Annotated in this window: 18 protein-coding genes; 10 read left to right on the top strand and 8 right to left on the bottom strand. The window is 42.7% G+C overall.

Annotation, left to right across the window (positions count from 1 at the left end; genetic code table 11):
• The first annotated feature begins 24 nt into the window (after positions 1 to 24).
• Positions 25 to 2,457, top strand: a complete 2,433-nt coding sequence (locus FD723_RS07260; RefSeq protein ID WP_179064716.1) for a hypothetical protein — start codon at positions 25 to 27, stop codon at positions 2,455 to 2,457.
• A 125-nt stretch (positions 2,458 to 2,582) separates the two neighbouring features.
• Here the strand turns inward: FD723_RS07260 and argC are convergent, their stop codons facing one another.
• The 3 genes from argC to FD723_RS07245 form a co-directional block, all read right to left on the bottom strand.
• Positions 2,583 to 3,557: an N-acetyl-gamma-glutamyl-phosphate reductase gene (argC, locus tag FD723_RS07255; protein WP_179064715.1), complete on the bottom strand. Its 975-nt coding sequence runs from the start codon at positions 3,555 to 3,557 to the stop codon at positions 2,583 to 2,585.
• Positions 3,558 to 3,863: 306 nt separating this feature from the next.
• Positions 3,864 to 4,232: a pentapeptide repeat-containing protein gene (locus FD723_RS07250; RefSeq protein ID WP_179069068.1), complete on the bottom strand. Its 369-nt coding sequence runs from the start codon at positions 4,230 to 4,232 to the stop codon at positions 3,864 to 3,866.
• 142 nt (positions 4,233 to 4,374) lie between these two features.
• Positions 4,375 to 4,920, bottom strand: coding sequence for a hypothetical protein (locus tag FD723_RS07245; RefSeq protein WP_372743794.1), 546 nt, complete (start codon positions 4,918 to 4,920; stop codon positions 4,375 to 4,377).
• 253 nt (positions 4,921 to 5,173) lie between these two features.
• Here FD723_RS07245 and FD723_RS07240 point away from each other — a divergent pair, with 253 nt between their 5' ends.
• Positions 5,174 to 6,274, top strand: a complete 1,101-nt coding sequence (locus FD723_RS07240; RefSeq protein ID WP_179064714.1) for a D-alanine--D-alanine ligase family protein — start codon at positions 5,174 to 5,176, stop codon at positions 6,272 to 6,274.
• 201 nt (positions 6,275 to 6,475) lie between these two features.
• Positions 6,476 to 7,126 carry a hypothetical protein gene (locus FD723_RS07235; RefSeq protein ID WP_256875107.1) on the top strand — a complete coding sequence of 217 codons (651 nt, stop codon included), beginning with the start codon at positions 6,476 to 6,478 and terminating at the stop codon, positions 7,124 to 7,126.
• Positions 7,127 to 7,781: 655 nt separating this feature from the next.
• Here the strand turns inward: FD723_RS07235 and FD723_RS07230 are convergent.
• Both FD723_RS07230 and FD723_RS07225 read right to left on the bottom strand, forming a co-directional pair.
• Positions 7,782 to 8,180 carry a TIGR02588 family protein gene (locus FD723_RS07230; protein ID WP_179064713.1) on the bottom strand — a complete coding sequence of 133 codons (399 nt, stop codon included), beginning with the start codon at positions 8,178 to 8,180 and terminating at the stop codon, positions 7,782 to 7,784.
• The gene (locus tag FD723_RS07225) at positions 8,177 to 9,052 is read right to left on the bottom strand and encodes a TIGR02587 family membrane protein (protein WP_179064712.1); all 876 of its coding nucleotides are present in this window, start codon (positions 9,050 to 9,052) and stop codon (positions 8,177 to 8,179) included. The genes FD723_RS07230 and FD723_RS07225 overlap by 4 nt, the downstream gene beginning before the upstream one ends.
• Positions 9,053 to 9,480: 428 nt before the next feature.
• Between FD723_RS07225 and purD the strand changes: the two genes are divergently transcribed.
• Positions 9,481 to 10,758, top strand: a complete 1,278-nt coding sequence (gene purD / locus FD723_RS07220; RefSeq protein WP_179064711.1) for a phosphoribosylamine--glycine ligase — start codon at positions 9,481 to 9,483, stop codon at positions 10,756 to 10,758.
• Positions 10,759 to 10,895: 137 nt separating this feature from the next.
• Positions 10,896 to 12,842 carry a two-component system sensor histidine kinase NblS gene (gene nblS / locus FD723_RS07215; RefSeq protein ID WP_179064710.1) on the top strand — a complete coding sequence of 649 codons (1,947 nt, stop codon included), beginning with the start codon at positions 10,896 to 10,898 and terminating at the stop codon, positions 12,840 to 12,842.
• Positions 12,843 to 12,979: 137 nt separating this feature from the next.
• Here the strand turns inward: nblS and FD723_RS07210 are convergent, their stop codons facing one another.
• Complete coding sequence (locus FD723_RS07210; RefSeq protein WP_179064709.1) at positions 12,980 to 13,852, bottom strand: phosphodiester glycosidase family protein; 873 nt, start codon at positions 13,850 to 13,852, stop codon at positions 12,980 to 12,982.
• 241 nt (positions 13,853 to 14,093) lie between these two features.
• On the opposite strand from FD723_RS07210, the gene FD723_RS07200 reads away from it, so the two are divergent.
• From FD723_RS07200 to FD723_RS07190, 3 genes are all read left to right on the top strand, one after another.
• The gene (locus FD723_RS07200) at positions 14,094 to 14,717 is read left to right on the top strand and encodes an rRNA large subunit pseudouridine synthase E (RefSeq protein ID WP_179064707.1); all 624 of its coding nucleotides are present in this window, start codon (positions 14,094 to 14,096) and stop codon (positions 14,715 to 14,717) included.
• Positions 14,718 to 14,893: 176 nt separating this feature from the next.
• Positions 14,894 to 15,235, top strand: a complete 342-nt coding sequence (locus FD723_RS07195) for a hypothetical protein (protein WP_179064706.1) — start codon at positions 14,894 to 14,896, stop codon at positions 15,233 to 15,235.
• A gap of 8 nt (positions 15,236 to 15,243) precedes the next feature.
• Positions 15,244 to 15,954 carry a DUF6745 domain-containing protein gene (locus FD723_RS07190; RefSeq protein WP_256875106.1) on the top strand — a complete coding sequence of 237 codons (711 nt, stop codon included), beginning with the start codon at positions 15,244 to 15,246 and terminating at the stop codon, positions 15,952 to 15,954.
• 42 nt (positions 15,955 to 15,996) lie between these two features.
• Here the strand turns inward: FD723_RS07190 and dcd are convergent, their stop codons facing one another.
• Both dcd and FD723_RS07180 read right to left on the bottom strand, forming a co-directional pair.
• Complete coding sequence (gene dcd / locus FD723_RS07185) at positions 15,997 to 16,566, bottom strand: dCTP deaminase (protein WP_218651841.1); 570 nt, start codon at positions 16,564 to 16,566, stop codon at positions 15,997 to 15,999.
• Positions 16,567 to 16,846: 280 nt separating this feature from the next.
• Positions 16,847 to 17,383 (bottom strand): P-loop NTPase family protein, encoded by a 537-nt coding sequence (locus FD723_RS07180; RefSeq protein WP_179064703.1) that lies wholly within the window; start codon positions 17,381 to 17,383, stop codon positions 16,847 to 16,849.
• A gap of 354 nt (positions 17,384 to 17,737) precedes the next feature.
• On the opposite strand from FD723_RS07180, the gene FD723_RS07175 reads away from it, so the two are divergent.
• Positions 17,738 to 18,361, top strand: a complete 624-nt coding sequence (locus FD723_RS07175) for a nucleoside monophosphate kinase (RefSeq protein ID WP_179064702.1) — start codon at positions 17,738 to 17,740, stop codon at positions 18,359 to 18,361.
• Between the two features lie 118 nt (positions 18,362 to 18,479).
• Positions 18,480 to 19,223: a ribonuclease PH gene (rph, locus tag FD723_RS07170; RefSeq protein ID WP_179064701.1), complete on the top strand. Its 744-nt coding sequence runs from the start codon at positions 18,480 to 18,482 to the stop codon at positions 19,221 to 19,223.
• Positions 19,224 to 19,321 lie beyond the last annotated feature (98 nt).

The following is a 19,321-nucleotide window of genomic DNA, read 5'->3' as shown; positions in this document are numbered from 1 at the left end:
AGGTTATTTTATGGTGATTTACTAATGAAAAACTTAAGGCAAAATTTTCAGGCGTTGGGCTGGGGGCTGATGAGTGCAACATTAGTACTTCAACCTACATTAGTACAAGCTCAATATATCCAGCGATCGTTCTTAAATCCCGGCTTTGAGTCGCCTGTTTTTGGTTCTGCTAATCAACAATGTTACGTCCAAGTGGATCAAAGCCTTATCCCTGGTTGGAGTACGACTCATGGCTCAGTAAAAGCCGGAACAGGTAATTGTACTGGTTATACATCTCCAGGGTTAGTACCGCTCATTGAGATTTGGACTTCAGGATTTCTTGGTGCTAGTACAGCAACCAATGCAGGAAATCAATTTGCGGAGTTAAATGCTGAACAGGCTTCTGAGTTGTATCAGAATATATGCCTAATTCAAAATGAGACGATCTCATTCTCTTTGTTACATCGTGGGCGTTCAAGTACAACTACTGCTGATGTGGCGAATTTTCTGATTGGACTAAATACTAATCCAACATCAACTGTTTTTGGCAGATTCTCAACAACTAGCGATGGAACAGTTACAGCACAACCAGTAGCGCAGAATGGTGCAACTATTCCTACTGTAACTAACAATAACGCCGGAAATGGCTGGGTACGATACACTGGAACTGTTCCTTACACTGGTGCTTCTGCTAATCAACCTGTAGGATTTGCGGCTGTTTCGACGGCGGGTGGGAATAATACTGTAGGGAACTTCCTTGATGAAGTCCAATTTGCTGGTAAACCTGTGGTTGAGTTTACAGCAAGTTCAGGTGGTGCAGCAGAATCAGAAACTAACCCTACAACTAATCCTCCAAAACTCAGAATCGTTGGTTTAGTGCCAACTGGAGGGATAAGCGTTCCTATCTCCGTGAGTGGTACAGCAACTTTGGGTACAGATTACAATACAACATCAGGCACATCTACCTTTAATATCACTATCCCTGCGGGAAACTACGACGGTAGTGATGCCACTAGTGTTTTTACCATTCCCTTTACTGTTATTAATAATAACGTTCCTCAAGGTGTGAGGACGATTATATTCACCATACAACCTTCATCTAGTTTTTTCGCCAGTTCAACCACAACTTGTGGTGGTTCCCCAACAGTCATTTCCAATTATACGATTTATGATGATGATTTCCTAAGCGGCAAGGTTTGGGATGATGCTGATAATAGCGCTAATAATACTTTTACTAATATCAATAATGGCTCGGAAACAGGTACTAATGCAGGTGGGTTGTTAAATGCAATTTTGGTGGATGTAAATAATAAGGTTTTAAAAACAATACCTGTCGCAGCAGATGGTACTTACACTTTTCTCGATGTCCCCTTGAATCAAAGCAACGTTAAAATTATCTTAAGTACAACTGCTGGCACAGTGGGTAATACTGCACCTGCACCATCTCTACCCTCTAACTGGGTCAATACTAGCCCACTGACGACGGCTACTTTTGATACTGGCACAAACATCTCCAGTAAGGATTTTGGGATTGAACAGTTACCCGATACTAATAACGTCACGGCATCTCTGCAAACGAATCCAGGGGGAACCAATAAATCGCAAGTACCTACCCTATCAGCTACCGATCCTGAAGATGGCAACTTTAGTGTTGGCAAAAGTTTCAAGATTATTAGTCTGCCAATAAATGGGATACTTTATTACAACAACGTAGCTGTGACAGCGAACCAAATTATAAGCAATTATGACCCAACTAAACTGACATTAGATCCAAATGATGGCACGATAACCGTTACATTTACTGTGGCAGGTGTGGATGCAGCAGGCAAAGAAGATCCCACACCTGCTACTGTGACGATGCCATTTACAACTAGTAAACCTAAGCTACTTTTAGTTAAACGGATCACGCGCATCAATAACCAGGATTTAAACAATATTGTGGATGGCCGCAGTGACGTTTCTACCAGTGCTGCCAATTATGTATCACCTCTCTATGAGACTGATGATGATAGTGATAAACCTTGGCCACTTGGTTATTTACGAGGATTGATTAATGCTGGGATAGTCAAACTAGGGGACGAATTAGAATATACTATATACTTTCTTTCTAATGGTCTGTCTAATGCTACTAATGTCCGCATTTGTGACTTAGTACCTGGTAATGTTACTTTTATTCCTAATACTTTTAATGGGATGACTCCTAATGATGGCGGCTTGCCAGGAGCAGATCAAGGAATTGCCCTAGCTATTGGTTCTACTACACCTACGGCTTATCTAACTAATGTAGCGGATAGCGATCGCGGGCGTTTTTATACAGCTAATGACTCAGCCACACCATCATACTGCGGTATTAACACCAATGGGGCAGTAGTGGTCAATATTACAGTCCCAAGTTTTCCCAGTCTGCCAGCTGCTACTGGATCTGGTACACCAGCTAATTCCTATGGTTTTGTGCGCTTCCGCGCTAAAGTGAAATAGCTTTAGGTACTGTTAACTGGGGTAATTAATTAACACTACTAGTTAGAGAGAAGCGATAAATCGCTGTCTCTACAAGTAATTTATCCATCAATTATTTATTGACAGACTACTACTTCATCGCCATTTCATGACAATCCCAACTCTTCTGGAAAACCGAGCATGATGTTTAGGTTTTGGACGGCGGCTCCTGATGCACCTTTACCCAGGTTGTCAAGACGAGCAACTAACAACACTTCTTTGGTAGTGTCATTGGCAAATACAAAAACCTGAACAATATTGGTACCGTTTAGTGCGATCGCATCTAGAAATGTTCCGTCTCGTAGTAGAGTAGAATCTTGGAATGGAGCAACCTGCACAAACTTTTCACTTTTGTAGTAGTTAGCGATCGCTTGATGAATAACTTCACCTGATGGCGGATTATCCAAAGTACCCAATGGCAAAGGCACTTGTACTAGCATCCCCTGTTCAAAATCTCCCACTGCCGGTACGAATAGCGGCGGCGATGCTAACCCTGAGTAATGATGCATCTCCTTAACGTGCTTATGCCCAAACTGCAAACCGTAGATGCCATAAGGATAGAGTGACTCTGCCCCAGCTTGCTGTTCATGGAAGCTATGATATTGTTTAATGAGATTCTTTCCGCCACCTGAGTAACCTGACACTGCATTAATGGTGACGGGAAAGTTACTGTTTAGAAGTCCTTTAGCAATCAACGGACGGATACAGGCTAAAAATCCTGTAGGATAACAGCCTGGATTGCTGACAAACTGGGCGCTGGCGATTTTTTCTCGCTGTCCTGGATTTAGTTCAGGGAAGCCATATACCCAGTTTTTACCTGTGCGATGGGCACTACTAGCATCCAGGATCTTAACCCTAGTATTACTGACTAAGCTCACAGCTTCGCGGGCCGCATCATCAGGCAAGCAGAGAATGACAACATCAACAGCATTAATTAGTTTGGCTCGCTCAGTTGCATCTCTATGTTTAGATGCCTCAATGCTAACTAACTCAATGTCATCCCGTTGGTTGAGACGTGAGTAAATCTGTAAGCCTGTGGTTCCCGATTCTCCATCGATGAAAATCTTCGGTTTGGTAGTCATGCGCTTCTGATATGTGAGTGAATAAATCAGGAGTCAGAATACAGAATACAGTATTCAGAATACTACACTCATAAAGGGATAGAGTATTAAGTGAGAATACTTAATACTAGTTTCGCTCACTATTCCACTCGCTTTTAACCCAATACGCTTGGGTTAAGGGTTATTGGTCTTTTGAAGACGCGATAAATCGCGTCTCTACATGAAGGTTTTGGGCTTAAGTAAAAAAATGCCCAATTGTCATTGCGAGTGAAGAGACGCTACGCGAAGGCAATGACGGGTTTTGATCATTTATTTTTTGGAACACTCTTACACCTTCTGCATGTTTCTACTGATGGGGTCAAAACCTTTAGAAAATCGTGTGCTTTCATCGTAGTAAGCGCCAGTCAGATTCGCTCCATACAACTTGGCATAATTGAGTTTGGCTCCCCGAAGATTTGCTTCATTCAGTTTGACACCACTCAAATTAGCTCTGGTCAAATTCGCATTGGCTAAGTTAGTTCTGCTTAAATCTGCTCCCCAGAGTTTAGCTTTAGCTAGATTAGCTCCACTCAAGTCAGACCCCCATAAATTGATTCCAGGTAAATAGGCTCCAATCAACTTGTTCTTACTCAAGTTGACGGCTGGAAAATATCTTTCTCCTGCGGCAAAACGCCTTTTTAATTCTTCAGCATTCATCTGTGGCGTTGACCTCTCTTTATCTCTAAGATATTCTTCAGCTTCAAGTTCAGCAAAGCAGCAAGCAAGGGAGAAGAGTTTTCCCATCCGCCCCCCGCACCCTGCCCTTCTGCCTCTTTTCAATGCCCAATGCCATTTAGATCTACTTAACTGGAATCAGTTCAAACTCAAAAGTACTGATCAAACGGTCATCAATATAGACTTCTATTCTATGCTTACCAACTGGATCGCCAGGAGCGATCGTCCAAAAATTTTCAATTACACCTTCTGGAGCCGATTGTGTACGTCGTGTTACAGATGTAGTGCCGTCTGCTGATATTGAGAAGTCTTCACCGTTATCTGTACCCCAAGTTTCTGGAGGTTTTGGTAAACGTAAGACTTCGCGCCATTTCACTTCACCTCGGTAGTCTTTGAGTTTAATCCGCCATCCGTAGGTGTTTCCTTCCTGAAGTGGTACTCTTGTTGTCTGAAAAATGGTAACGTTCCCTTTGGAGTCAACTCTCTTCAGCCCAAACTCGGTGTTACTGACAACAATCTGTTTTACATTCGTTGGTACAGGAGATGATATAGCATTTTCTACCAAAACAGAAGTAGCGCTGATTGGCTCAGAACTGATGGCTCCAGATATTAGCCAAAAAGAAGCTAGCACAGCAGTAGTAGTCCAAATTCTCATTATTATGGTTTTCATGTCAGACTTTTGGTACTTATTCAAGTAATCTGCCATGTTTTCCGGGTCAAGGTTCCCTATGGTTGGGCAAAGATGAAATTATTTTTAGGAATTGGGCAAATTGAATCAATCCAATCGCCTTGGGCAACATCCATTGAATTTTGAATTTCGCCTTGCGGTACTAGTCTTAACAGTAAAAGAAATAAAAGAAAAAGATGGCAACTTTTGTAGGTTATGATACGCTATCTGCTGGAGAAGTGTCGAGGAACCGAAAATGACTAAGCTGCGCGTGGGGTTACTGTTTGGCGGTCGTTCGGGAGAACATGAAGTTTCAATCAACTCAGCACGGGCGATCGCTAAAGCCTTAAGTGCAGAGGAAAATGCTAACAAGTACGAAATCCTGCCTTTTTATATTCAAAAAAATGGCCGTTGGCTTGCGGGAGAAGCACCCCAAAAGGTTTTAGCAACCGGTAGTCCACTACTGGAATCGGAAGAATCAACTTCTGAGGGAAATCTTATATCCAACCCGCAAGCCCAAACTCTGAGTAAGTGGCAATCTCCCTCTCAAGTTGCCCAAGTGGATATTTGGTTTCCCATTCTCCACGGCCCCAATGGTGAAGACGGAACAATTCAAGGGTTACTTACCTTGATGCAGGTTCCCTTTGTGGGTTCTGGGGTGTTAGGTTCGGCAATGGGGATGGATAAAATTGCCATGAAAATTGCCTTTGAGCAAGCGGGACTACCACAGGTAAAATATAAGGCGATTACGAGAGCGCAGGTTTGGTCTAATCCTTGCGTATTTCCGAAACTTTGTGATGACATTGAGACAGCATTAGGTTATCCTGCTTTTGTCAAGCCGGCGAATTTGGGTTCATCAGTGGGTATTGCCAAAGTCCGATCGCGCCAAGAATTAGAAGCAGCTTTAGATAGTGCTGCCAGTTACGATCGCCGATTAGTTGTAGAAGCTGGTGTTGTCGCCAGGGAAGTTGAGTGTGCCGTTTTAGGTAATGATCAACCCCAAGCCTCTATCGTTGGAGAGATTACTTATGACAGCGATTTTTATGATTATGAAACTAAATATACTGAAGGCCGGGCAGATTTACTGATACCTGCACCGATTCCAGATGCGATCGCTCGTAAAGTTCAAGACATGGCTTTGCAGGCTTTTGCCGCTGTTGATGCTGCGGGGTTAGCAAGGGTAGATTTTTTCTATGTGGAAGCGACACAAGAAGTTTTAATTAACGAAATCAATACGTTGCCAGGCTTTACTGCAACTAGTATGTATCCTCAACTATGGGCCCATAGTGGAGTTCCTTTTCCAGAATTAGTTGATCGGTTAATTCAACTTGCGATCGCTAGACATTCTCCTAGTTGATGGAAAAAATAAGCGAATTGATTTCAGATTATTACAGTGAAAAGTCACAATAAATACAGAATTTTGGCAAAATTCAGCCAGATTTGGTAGCCTATATTTTACAAAAAAGCTACTTGAATCTACACTTTTGTTACGGATACCTGATGCTTGACTCCTCCAGTACAATTTATTGACTAGAGGGGTACAAATCTGAAAGTAATCATGGAAAAAAGTCAGAATGTACAGCGCGAGCCAACCCAACTAAGACGGGCTACTCCAGAGCTGACAAACAGGAAATCGAGATTAAGAAAAAGCTCGAATGTTCTGATCTATTTGGTTGTACATCATCCTTGGCTATTGCTAACTGGGTTTTTAGCCATGTTTATGGGAGGTGGTGCCTTTGCGCTGTATAGCTTAGGTAATGCCGGCCCGATAACACAGGAAGAACCAGAAAAAATCCCAGTTATAGTTGAAGAACCAATTAATGCGCCCTCTGAGAACACTAATCCTACACCTTTATGGATGGTGGCTGCGATCGCCCTCAGTTGTGGTAGTGGTTCCCTGTTCATTTTCCGAATGCTCAACCGAACAAAGATTAGCAATAAAGTCCAAAAACAGGTTAATCGCCATCAGGCACGTTTGGCACAGAACCATTACCAAAAATTGGAACCACATCTTCCTAAGAACCAACCAATTTTTGTGCCACAGCCACAACTGATGCCCCTTATGCAGATGCAACCCAAGACAAAGCATCTGGTGACGGTTTTACCAGCAGAACACAAGCATCACCTCGATACGCCCACAGAACCTTTAGCAGACTTGATGGATCTTCGTAAAAATAGTTCATTGTCTGCAATTTTACGCCAGTATTAATACTACTGTAAAGTAAAACCCCGTTAAATTAACACTTTTTGCCAATTACTTGGCTGAGATTCCCGACTTATTTAAAAAGTCGGGAATCTTGTTATATCTTGTTATATATAAATTACCGACAGTTTAAAAAACAGTTTGATTTCACTCAGTTCAACGCGGAAGTAATCAAAGCAGCAACATCTGAAAATCACTCAATGATTGCCGTGATGGATTGCTCATTCATTGCCAAAAGCGGGAAAAAACCTTTGGACTTGACCAGACAGCAGTTGTGTGGCACATTTCATTCAAACGCAAGATTAGTCTGGCCTATTTACTCGACTGCCGTAACCCTAACAAACCGAGTTCCCCTGTCTTATTCTCGACAGATATTAATCAATCGGTAGACGAAATTTATCGTTTTTACAAACTGCGTTTTCACTCTTGCATTTATCTTCCGCGATGCTAAACAGAATACTTGCCTAAGTGAAAGTCAAGCCCATGATGTCAAAAAGCTTGACTTTCATTTCAATGCTAGTTTCACTACCCTCAATATTGCCAAGCTTGATGCTCATCGACACCAGTTTAGTCAAAAACCCTTTGTTTTTTCAATGGCGAGTGTTAAGCGACGCGCACTCAATGACCATTTACTCGACACCTTTATTTCAATCACACGCCATTATGGCAATTTATAGCTACCAACGCGCAGATTTAACTGGCCTTGACGCGGGTTCTGGCTGAATATAAATGCGCCTTCTTCGCTTTCCCCACTCGATAAAAAGTCGATTTGTTGCTCTCCTGTTTCTGTAATTTTGCCGTCAATTAGTAACTCAGCCATAATCTGAACTGACTCAGCTGTATCTCCTCCAGTATTCACAACTTCAAAGGGAACATAAAATTGACCATCAATTTCCCGAATGGTTTGTTTTTTGGTAACAGAAAGGATGGGAGGTTGATTTTTTTCGTTCAGCCAAGTGTAGCCCACTAGACTCACAATGATTGCTAGGATAAGTGAGGCAATACTGAATGTTACCCACTCAGCTATTGAGCGCTCTGGTTGTTGTTCTGTTTTAGTCATATTGCTAACCTCCCAGCTGCACCACCAATAGTTGCAGGTAAACCTAGTATCAATGTGTGATCTAACCACATTGTCCAAGGGTCGCTAAAAGTTAACTTTTGAAAGAACCATAGCATAAAAGCGCCTGCTAGCAATGATACTAAGTACGAGACAATGGTTTCGCTAGATGGTCGTTGGAAAATTCCCTTTTGCTGTTTGCGTTTTTGCTGGTCAGAAAAGCCTGCCTGAAATACAATGCCATAAGAAATTAACAAAGATGTGGCGATCATTGCTAACTCCCAAGGTGGCGAGGCTGCGGCTGCGAGCATGGTAACTTCATCTGTTGGAGCAATGTTAAATGCAATTACAGTCGCACCAATGAGGGTTGCACCCAAATCGCTGAAGGTGGCATGTAACTCATCGCCTTGGTTATTTCCTCGATCGGTGGCTTGTGCTTCTCCATTGCTATTTTCAGTATCTCCCAAGAACTGATTGGCTAATGCTACACCGATAGCGAAAGGCACACTTTCAAAGATGATTTTACCTAAAGATTCCCTTAAGGAAGTTTCTAGTGTCAATTCTCGTAATAGTAACAGCACAAAGCTAGAGCAAGCTATTCCGATCGCGATCGCTTCCACGGTATCCATTGCAGCTTGATGAGCTATCCAGCTATATCTGCGTTTCCGAAAGCCTTCTATCTGATTGAGCAAGTAAACCACAATAAACATCAATGCGATCGCAATCATCATCAGTTGTGGTTTGGCCCGCGATCCAATCCACCAAACTTCCATTGTGTACAGCAAGGGTATGCCAAATAAAAAACCTCCACAAGTACCTCTGATGATGTCATTAATCTCACTCCTCCATACATTTTTTTGACGTTTTTTTGGCACTCCTTTACTTTCCTTTTATTTAAGATTTGCTTTGAACTACTACGCTACATCGATACATAACTGGTTAAGTACAGCATAAAAAATCCAAGTGGCAAAAATCTAGATTTGTACACCATTATTAGGGAACTCCAAGAAATAAATTATCCAATATTGTGGGGTGGGCGTCTCGCCCGCCCTATAGACTGGGCGCTCATGTTGCCCACCCCACAAGAGTTAATTGAATATTTTTTATTTGGAAGTCCCTTAGTACAACACGGCGTAAATAAACCAGTATAAAGCCTTCTCTTTGAATCAATATTTCTTCTTCCATCTTTCTCCTCAGCCTTTTTAGTATTTGGGGCTTGCACAAGTGGGAGAATTGATGAAAAAATTGATCCGCGAGAGCCGCCAAGGCATTCTCGTTTCGCAAGGAACGCACGAGGAAATCTGTGAAAGTTTTAGTTGTCGGTAATGGGGGGCGCGAACATGCTCTGGCATGGAAACTGTTGCAATCTAAGCAAATTGAGCAAGTTATCTGTGTACCAGGGAATGGGGGCACAGCAAGTATGGAACGTTGCCAGAACTTGCCTCTAGCAGTAGATGATTTCGAGGGTATGAGCCAATATGCTCTCAAACATGGCATAACTCTGGTAATTGTTGGGCCAGAAGTCCCCCTTTCTAAGGGAATCACAGATTACCTCCAAGACAAAGGATTGATGGTATTTGGCCCAGTGAGAGCAGGAGCGCAAATTGAAGCGAGTAAAGCTTGGGCAAAAGCCCTGATGCAAGAAGCAGGGATTCCGACGGCACGGGCTGCGGTATTCACGGAGGCGGCGGCAGCCAAATCTTACGTTAAATCACAGGGAGCGCCAATTGTTGTAAAAGCTGATGGTTTGGCGGCTGGTAAGGGTGTAACGGTGGCTGAAACCGTTGCAGAGGCAGAAAGTGCAATTGATGCGATTTTTCAGGGACAATTTGGTAGTGCTGGTGAATTTGTCGTCATTGAAGAATGTTTGATTGGTCAAGAGGTATCAGTTTTAGCGTTAACAGATGGGTTGACAATTAGACCCTTGCTGCCAGCACAAGACCATAAGCGGATTTGTGACGGCGATACAGGAGAAAATACTGGCGGGATGGGAGCATACAGCCCAGCACCCATCGCGACAACAGAGTTGATGGCACGTATTCAAACAGAGGTGTTAGAAAGAGCGATCGCCACCTTACGAGCTAAAGGCATTGATTACCGAGGCGTGCTGTATGCTGGATTAATGATTGCACCCGATGGCGACTTGAAAGTTTTGGAATTTAACTGTCGCTTCGGCGATCCAGAAACCCAGGTAATTTTGCCACTGTTAGAAACACCCTTAGAAGAGTTGATTCTAGCCTGTGTACAACAGCGATTGAGTGAATTGCCGCCCATTGCTTGGAAAGGGGGAGCATCTGCCACTGTAGTTGCCGCTTCCGGTGGTTATCCAGGAGAATATCAGAAGGGACAGGTGATTGCTGGCATTAAAGAAGCAGAAGCAACAGGAGCAACTGTATTTCATGCAGGTACAAAATTAAACCAGCAACAAGAAATAGTCACAGACGGAGGTCGAGTATTAAATGTGACTGGAATCGGAGAAAATTTTGAGCAAGCGATCGCCCAAGCCTACGCAGGTATCAAATATATTCAGTTTGAGGGGATATATTACCGGAGAGATATCGGTCATAGAGTTAGGAGTTAGGAGTTAGGAGTTAGGAGTTAGGAGTTTATAGTTATTCCCAATCCCCAATCCCCAATCCCTAACATATTTGTCGAATTAACTGTTAATTTTTTAGTTGTTGGGCTTTATAACAAAGATTACTAACAACTTTATTTAAGATGCTAAGTCTGTTAAAAACAATTCGAGATGCGATCGCTAGTTGGTGGTCTGAGTTCACACTCCAGACTAAACTGCTGGCTGTAGCCACAATGGTAGTTTCCTTGGTAATGAGTGGTTTGACTTTCTGGGCTGTGAATACAATTCAGCAGGATGCGCGGATGAATGACACCCGCTTCGGTCGTGACTTAGGACTGCTGCTTGCTGCCAACGTTGCCCCCTTGGTCGCTGACAATAATCTCACCGAGGTTGCCCAATTTTCCCAACGTTTCTATAGCAGCACCTCTAGTGTGCGTTATATGCTTTACGCCGATGAAACTGGGGAAATATTTTTTGGCATTCCTTTTTGGGAAGCCGAGGTAGAAAATTCCCTCACCATTAAGCGGCGGATACAACTGCCAGAAGATTACCCTGGTAATGACGAAAAACCAATGGTGCGGCAACACACAACCCCAGATGGGATAGTCACCGATGTATTTATTCCTCTGATCGTCAATCAGAAATACTTAGGTGTATTAGCGATCGGTATCAATCCCAATCAAACTGCTGTTATCTCCACCAATTTTACCCGCGATGTCACCATTGCTGTTTTTATCACGATTTGGGTAATGGTGATTTTGGCAGGAGTGATTAACGCCTTAACCATCACCAAGCCCATTAAAGAACTGCTAGTGGGAGTAAAGCAAATTGCCACCGGGAATTTTAAGCAACGCATTGATTTACCTTTAGGGGGCGAACTGGGGGAATTAATTTTAAGCTTTAACGAAATGGGAGAGCGATTAGAGCGTTATGAAGAACAGAATATTGAGGAACTGACCGCAGAAAAAGCCAAGTTAGAAACCCTAGTTTCAACAATCGCAGATGGTGCTGTGTTGATTGATAACAACATGCAGGTGATTTTAGTCAACCCCACAGCACAACGGATTTTTGGCTGGGAAGCCGCTGATGTAGTAGGTAACAATGTCTTACATCACTTACCCCCATCTGTACAAATGGAAATCACCCGTCCCTTGTACGAAATGGCAGCAGGGGAATGCGAAAGCGCCGAATTCCGAATTTTTATTAACCAACCCACCCCCCGAACAATCCGCATTCTCTTGACTACAGTACTCAACCTGCAAAGGGAAAGCATCAAAGGCATTGCGATTACTATTCAAGATATAACCCGTGAAGTAGAACTAAACGATGCAAAAAGTCAATTTATCAGCAACGTTTCTCACGAACTGCGAACGCCTCTATTTAACATCAAAACTTATATTGAAACCCTGCATGACTACGGCGAAGACTTAGCTTTACAAGAACGGCAAGAGTTTTTGCAAACCGTGAACCATGAAACCGATCGCTTAACCCGCCTAGTTAACGATGTTTTGGATTTGTCAAAACTCGAATCTGGTCGCAGCTACAGCTTCGACGGCGTAGATTTAGCCCAAGCGATCGAGCAAACCCTACGTACTTACCAACTCAATGCAAAAGATAAAGGTGTTGAACTGCTTCAGGAAGTTGCCCCTAATTTACCGCTAGTTTTAGGTAATTACGATCTGTTAGTACAAGTGTTTGGCAATCTGATTGGCAATGCCCTTAAATTCACAAAAGCCAGTGGTAAAGTAGTAATCCGTGCCTACCAACTAGATTTCAAGCCCAGTCATACCCAATCTGCTCCAGTGCGGATTGAAATTTCTGATACTGGAATTGGCATCGCCACAGAAGATCAACACTCAATTTTTGAACGCTTCTTTCGCGTCGAAAACCGAGTTCACACTCTAGAAGGCACTGGTTTAGGTTTATCGATTGTCAGAAACATCATTGACAGACATCGTAGTAAAGTTCATCTAGTGAGTGAAGTCGGCGTTGGTACTACCTTTTGGTTTGATTTAGCTACCTTTGAGGAGAAAGTAGCACCCATACAAGTTGAGCCTATTGCCGAAGCATCCAACATCATCACAGCTTAAAGACAAGGGACTCGGTAAAAAACATGACTATTTACGCAAATTAGGTAGGTACATAATTAACAAATCTGCACTAAAAGATCGTAGAGGCGATCGCTTCTCACTAAGAGCGCCTTCCACAAAGTAATATTATCTACTTTTTAAGCACCAGGTATTATGGGGCGATCGCCTTTTTGAAACCTTACCCATGACTGTTGTAAATCAACAGGAGCAGGATTCTTGCTATCATAAACAACAATCACATTAGTTAGTGGGCGTCCAGCGGGGACTAAAATTTTACCACTAGCAGCAAAGGCTTTTGATGCACCACCATCTAAGTTCATCGCTTCGTAACAGCCGATCGCTTTCATCACTTGCGCTTCTTGCTGTAAAGTTAAACCACTATCAAAATTTATCAAAAATAGCTTTGTACCATCAGCAGGAAACCCGATCGCAGTTCGGTCGCCAGTACCTAAAACATGAGGATCTTTAAATCCCTCAACATCCGGCTTCAGCCAAATTTGTCCCTGTCTCAACAGCCGAGGCCCGCAGGTGATAGACAACCAATGTTGATTCCATTGCGGTTTACCATCAACCCGTGCTGTCACCATCTCCGGTTTATTGCCAACTCGTAACCCCAAAGTAGTGCCAAAATTTTCCCACTGGCTGTATTTCAGGAATCTCCCTGCCGCTACCATATTACCCATCACTGTTTTCTGAGAATTCTTGGCAAAAAAAGTACCATTAGCAACGACAGCAGCGCGATGACGAGCCACTAGGTTGTTAAATTCTTCATCACCACTAGTTTTTTGATTAGTATTAGCCAAAGTTGCATTATTGGCTAAACCAATAGTAATGAAAGTTTTGGGATCAGTAAGGTCAATAATAGTTTGATAAAAAGAGAAACCATTTACCTTCCCCCTCTTCACCTGTACAGTTTGAGCGGTTGCGGGGAGTGCCAATGTTAATCCTTGTGCCAAGACAGCACCTCCTAAAAACAAAAAAGACCGTCGGCACATCTTAGAACTTGGCATAATCAACCCTTCACTATATCGTTTTTATTAGGATGCCCAAATCCTTGGAGAATTTTGCCCAGCAAAACTCATGTTATGGAGAGTGGAGAGCAGGGGGAGATGAGGAAGACAAGTTAAAACTATTAGACATCTCCGAAAAAGAATGTAGAGACGTAGCAGTGCTACGTCTCTACAAAGGTTCTGGGTAACGCATCTTTAATATTCTGGAAGTCCCTTGAACAAGTTTATTGACAAATGACTAATGACTAATCATTACCGATATATTATTTTTTACAAACCTTATGGTGTTCTTAGCCAATTTACAAAAGATGCTCCCACCCACAGCACCCTCAAAGACTATATTGATGTGCCTGATGTCTATCCTGTAGGACGTTTAGACTGGGATAGTGAAGGATTGCTACTGTTAACAAACGATGGACAATTGCAACATCGCCTTGCCCATCCGCGTTTTGGTCATAAACGTACTTACTGGGTACAGGTAGAGCGAATTCCAGATGCTTCTGCTATCCAAAGGTTGCAAACAGGTGTGGAAATTCAAGATTACCGCACTCAACCAGCAGAAGTTATGCTTTTACCCGAAGAACCACAGTTACCTGAACGCACACCGCCGATTAGATTTCGCAAAAATATACCGACAGCTTGGCTAGAAATGACTTTGACAGAGGGAAAAAACCGCCAAGTACGTCGGATGACTGCGGCTGTAGGGTTTCCGACTTTGCGACTGGTCAGGGTCAGCATAGCTCACCTAAAATTAGATGACCTACAATTGGGTCAATGGCGCGATCTCACTGCATCTGAACTCCAATTTCTACATAATTTCAGTAAATCGAAAAATTTTCCCTCAAAGGCAAATTTCTCTAAGTAGTCTTGAAGCAGTAATGAGTCTGAATCCTCGACTGATTAAAGAGTTAATTGGATATTTTTTTATTTGTCAGTCCCTAATTATTGTAGAGACGGCGATTCATCGCGTCTCTTGTCTTAACCGAACAGTATTGAGGGTTACTCCTAATATCATGAGAAAGGTATTGTTATCATAGAAAAATGTTTAACAACAGCAATAACTCCCAAGCTAATCAAAGTAGTGTTCTTTACAGACATGGCGACGTTTTGATCAAACGTATTGTTACCTTGCCTGTCGCTGCTCAAAAGCGCGTAGGTGCTACTCTCGCTCATGGTGAAATTACAGGACACAGCCATCGCATTCAGCAATCCAATGCTGTTCAGTTGTGGGCGCATGGTAGTAACCTTTTTCTTGAGGTTAAAGAACCGAGTGCGACTTTAGTTCATGAAGAACATCGGGCGATTGAATTACCCCAAGGGCTTTACCGTGTCTGGAAACAACGTGAATATCGCCCTGATACTTATGTAGAGGTGATGGATTAATGCTCAAGATGATGGCAAATGGACGCGTGCCAAATAAACCAGTTTTGCAGCGCCCCAAGGAAAGTCACGAGCCTGTATCGGCTGAAGTTGCTCGAAAACTTATCCTTGAGCATCGCGCCTGGGATGGTATGCGTGTTTTGGGTCATCTAGATTTAAGCAGTGCGTTGGCTCTTTACAATCTGCCTGAAAATCTAACCTGTGAAAGTATTGATATCAGCGATTGTGTAAACCTCACTACGCTTCCCAAAGGACTCCATGTTACTTATTGGATCGAGTTGGCGGGAAGTGGAATTACCAGTCTATCTGCGGGGCATGGTTTTGTCTTACGGTGGCGAGGCGTGCAGGTAAACGATGCCTTCGGCGGGCTGCGCCTACGCGTTGCCTTTGAATCCCAGTCAATCACCGGGCAGGATATTCTCAATATAGAGAATGTTGAGTTGCGCCGCGTACTGATTGAACGTTTGGGATACGAAACATTTTTGCAGCAAGTGGGAGGATTGATCCGCGATCGCGATCGAGACGTTGGTGGAGAACGCCAACTAGTTTACATTCCTTTTGACGATGACGAGCCGCTTATGGTCTTGAAAGTCACTTGTCCCTCTACAGGACATATTCATATCCTGCGCGTTCCACCTGATATGCAAAGTTGTCATCAGGCAGCCGCCTGGATTGCAGGCTTTGATAATCCAGATGATTATAACCCTGCGATCGAGACTTAACAATCCATCTTACTGCTGTGATTTCATCAATAAAGTACTAATTTATACCTTTGCTAACGTCACAATTTCTAGCTGATCCTGATATTTTCCCTGACGAGTTTCATAACTAATAGCGCAGGGTTCACCTTCTAAAAATAGTAATTGCACCACGCCTTCATTAGCGTAAATACGACAATCAGCACTAGAAGAATTAGAAAACTCTAAAGTTAAATGACCTCGCCATGCAGCTTCAGCAGGTGTTAAATTTGCAATTATCCCACATCTCGCATACGTAGATTTACCTATACAGATTACGGTAATATTCTCAGGAACCTCCAGTTTTTCTAGAGCAACCCCCAGACCATAGGAATGGGCAGGTAAAATAAAATAACTGCCACTGGGATCTGTATGCAGTGCTGTTGGCTCTAGATTCTGGGGATTAAAGTTTTTGGGATCAACTACAGTTCCAGGAATGTGGCGGAAAATGCGGAACTCAGCCGAAGAAAGGCGTATATCGTAGCCATAAGAAGATAAACCATAGCTAATTACAGGTTGAACTGCTACAGACTCATCTTTTTGCACTTTTCGGATTAAACTTGGCTCAAAGGGCGAAATTAAACCCTGTTGAGACATTTCAGTAATCCAGATATCGTTTTTAATCACAACTTCACAGCTAATTCAAACCGAATTACTAGAATATCCTGAATTGAATTAAGTAGTCATACAAAATTAAAAATCCATTGTTATTGCGAGTGTAGCGCAGCGAAACGCAGCAATCGCAAATTCTCGCGATTGCAACTCTTAGAGACGCTCCTCGAACACTTTGTACCCTACGGGTTCTCCGTTCGCGTAGCGTTCCGTAGGAAAGGAGTACGTAATGACATAAATCTTTTTACATCCGCACTTATTTGATTTAAGGTCGATAACTGCGGCGAATTTCTGTAATTTGATCTGCCACATCCAAGAGAGACTTAGGCATCTCTGGCCCTGTAAGAATAATATCGACGTGGGGAGGGCGTTTTGCCAAAAATGCTAAAACTTCCGTTTCAGGAATTAAACCAAAGTTAATCGCTAAACTTAACTCATCTAATACTACGAGAGAATACTTGCTCTCACATACTACTTGTTGTGTATACTGCCACAGCTTTTGTAAAGCTTGGTTTTCCGTATCATCTAGATGTGGTGTATCGATACAACGAGGCAAATCACAGCGAATCCAATCTAAATTTTGTCCTAGTTGTACAGGTCGATCCTGTCCTTGACGAATTCCTCCTTTGAGGAACTGGACTATTAATACTGTTGTTCCTTGTCCAGCTATTCTCAGTGATTGAGCCATGACGCTCGTAAAAAAATTGCGATGAGAGCTAGTGAAAACTTGTACTAGCCCTTCAACTGGATATGCTAGGGTGAGAGTTGAATTGATACTTTGAGTTTCTAGCTGGGCAACCATAATATTAAGTATTAAAAAAGACAATAATTCAAGAGTTTATACTAACAAAACTTTTGGTCAATTTGCGTGTATAATCAATCTGTTTTTCACAGGTGTGGTGGATTTGGCAAATTGCATTCTTAGTCAAACATTACGTTTGTGTTGAAGTCAAGAGTTATTTTAATTTAAATTTTTTTGTCTTTATCTCCGAAAGACGCTGTAAAAATGAAAACATAACAGGTACGGTTCCAATTCTTTAAACAAGTTGGGTAGAACGTCTGAAAATCGCTAAATGCTAAATGTTAGATTTGCCACTTATTTGGGCAAAACAGACTTAGTTAGTAGCGAATTTGACAGGATGAGGAGTAAATTGTTGTGAGATTGGTGATTCTGGGAGGTTCAGGATCGGGGAAAAGCACTCAAGCACAAAGGCTTTGCAGACACTTTGATATTCCTCTGATTTCTACAGGCGAGATTTTACGGGAAGCAATATCTGGAGATCAGCGCCTACCGGAATTTCGATGGTTGGAAGGCGATCCCCGAACTTCTCTTTCGGTTTACGCTAGCTTGAGTGAACTAGGTTACCATGCACAGCCCTACATGCAGAAAGGTGAGTTAGTTCCAGACGAAATGATTGTTGAATTAATCAGAATACGCCTCAGACAACCAGATATTAACTGCGATTGGGTGTTAGAAGGTTATCCCCGTACTGCCTTCCAAGCTGAAGAATTAGATTTTTTATTGGATGATTTAGGGCAAAAGCTAGATTGGGCAATTTATCTCCAAGTTCCAGAAGCGGTAATGGTTAGTCGATCCTTGGGGCGATCGCTACCAGATGACCAACCAGAAATCGTGCAGCGCCGTGTAGAATTATTCTACGATCGCACCATTCCCATCTTAGAATACTACGACCGCCGTCGCTGCTTATTGACCATCAACGGCGACCAATCACCAGAAATGGTGCAGCAAAATATTTTGACTCTGCTTTCAATTCCTTAGAGAGTTAGGAGTTAGGAAAAATTCTTCACCATCCCCAGTCCCCAGTCCCTAATCCCCAGTAGATTTACAACACTAAGGTAATCTATAAGGCAGTACTGTAAAACTTGAGGCAACTCCAATGGCTTGGCAGCGTCCTGATGGTCGTCTTCCCTACGAACTACGTCCGATCAGCTTTTACCCCAATTTCACCCGCTTTGCCCCTGGTTCTGTTCTCGCAAGATGCGGTGATACTCAGGTACTTTGTACTGTTAGCGTTAATAAGGGAGTTCCAAAGTTTCTTGAAGGAACTGGTAAAGGCTGGTTAACTGCTGAGTACCGGATGCTACCATCTGCTACCCAAAAACGGCAAGAAAGGGAATTATTGAAATTATCTGGACGGACGCAAGAAATTCAACGTTTAATTGGACGTAGCTTACGCGCAGCAGTGGATTTTGAGGCACTGGGAGAACGCACGCTGACTGTTGATGCTGATGTGTTGCAAGCGGACGCTGGAACTCGGACAACAGCTATTACAGGCTCATTTGTGGCGTTGGCTCATGCGGTTTCTAAATTGTTGCAAGAGGGCGTGTTGGAGCGATCGCCTCTGTGTGGTCAGGTTGCAGCAGTTTCCGTAGGATTACTGGAGGAAGAGCCATTTTTGGATCTTAATTACATAGAAGATGTGTCTGCAACAGTAGATTTTAACGTGGTAATGAATCAACATCTGGGAATCATTGAAGTCCAAGGAACAGCCGAAGAAGGCAGCTTTAGCCGTACTCAGTTGGATAAATTGCTAGATGTGGCCCAAAAAGGAATTCAGGAATTGTTAATTGCCCAACGCGAAGCGATCGCAGACTGGGAAAGTTTGTTTGTGATTAATTAGGTTTATTAATTTTTAATAAGAATTAATAAATGTATTCTTTGTGGCGTTAATCAACCAAGTATCAAGTAACTGGATGTAAATAAAATAATCATCAGACT

The sequence above is a fragment of the Nostoc sp. C052 genome (assembly GCF_013393905.1).
Lineage (GTDB): Bacteria > Cyanobacteriota > Cyanobacteriia > Cyanobacteriales > Nostocaceae > Nostoc.
Note: the sequence above shows the minus strand (reverse complement) of the source record. Positions and strands in the feature narration are given on the sequence as shown.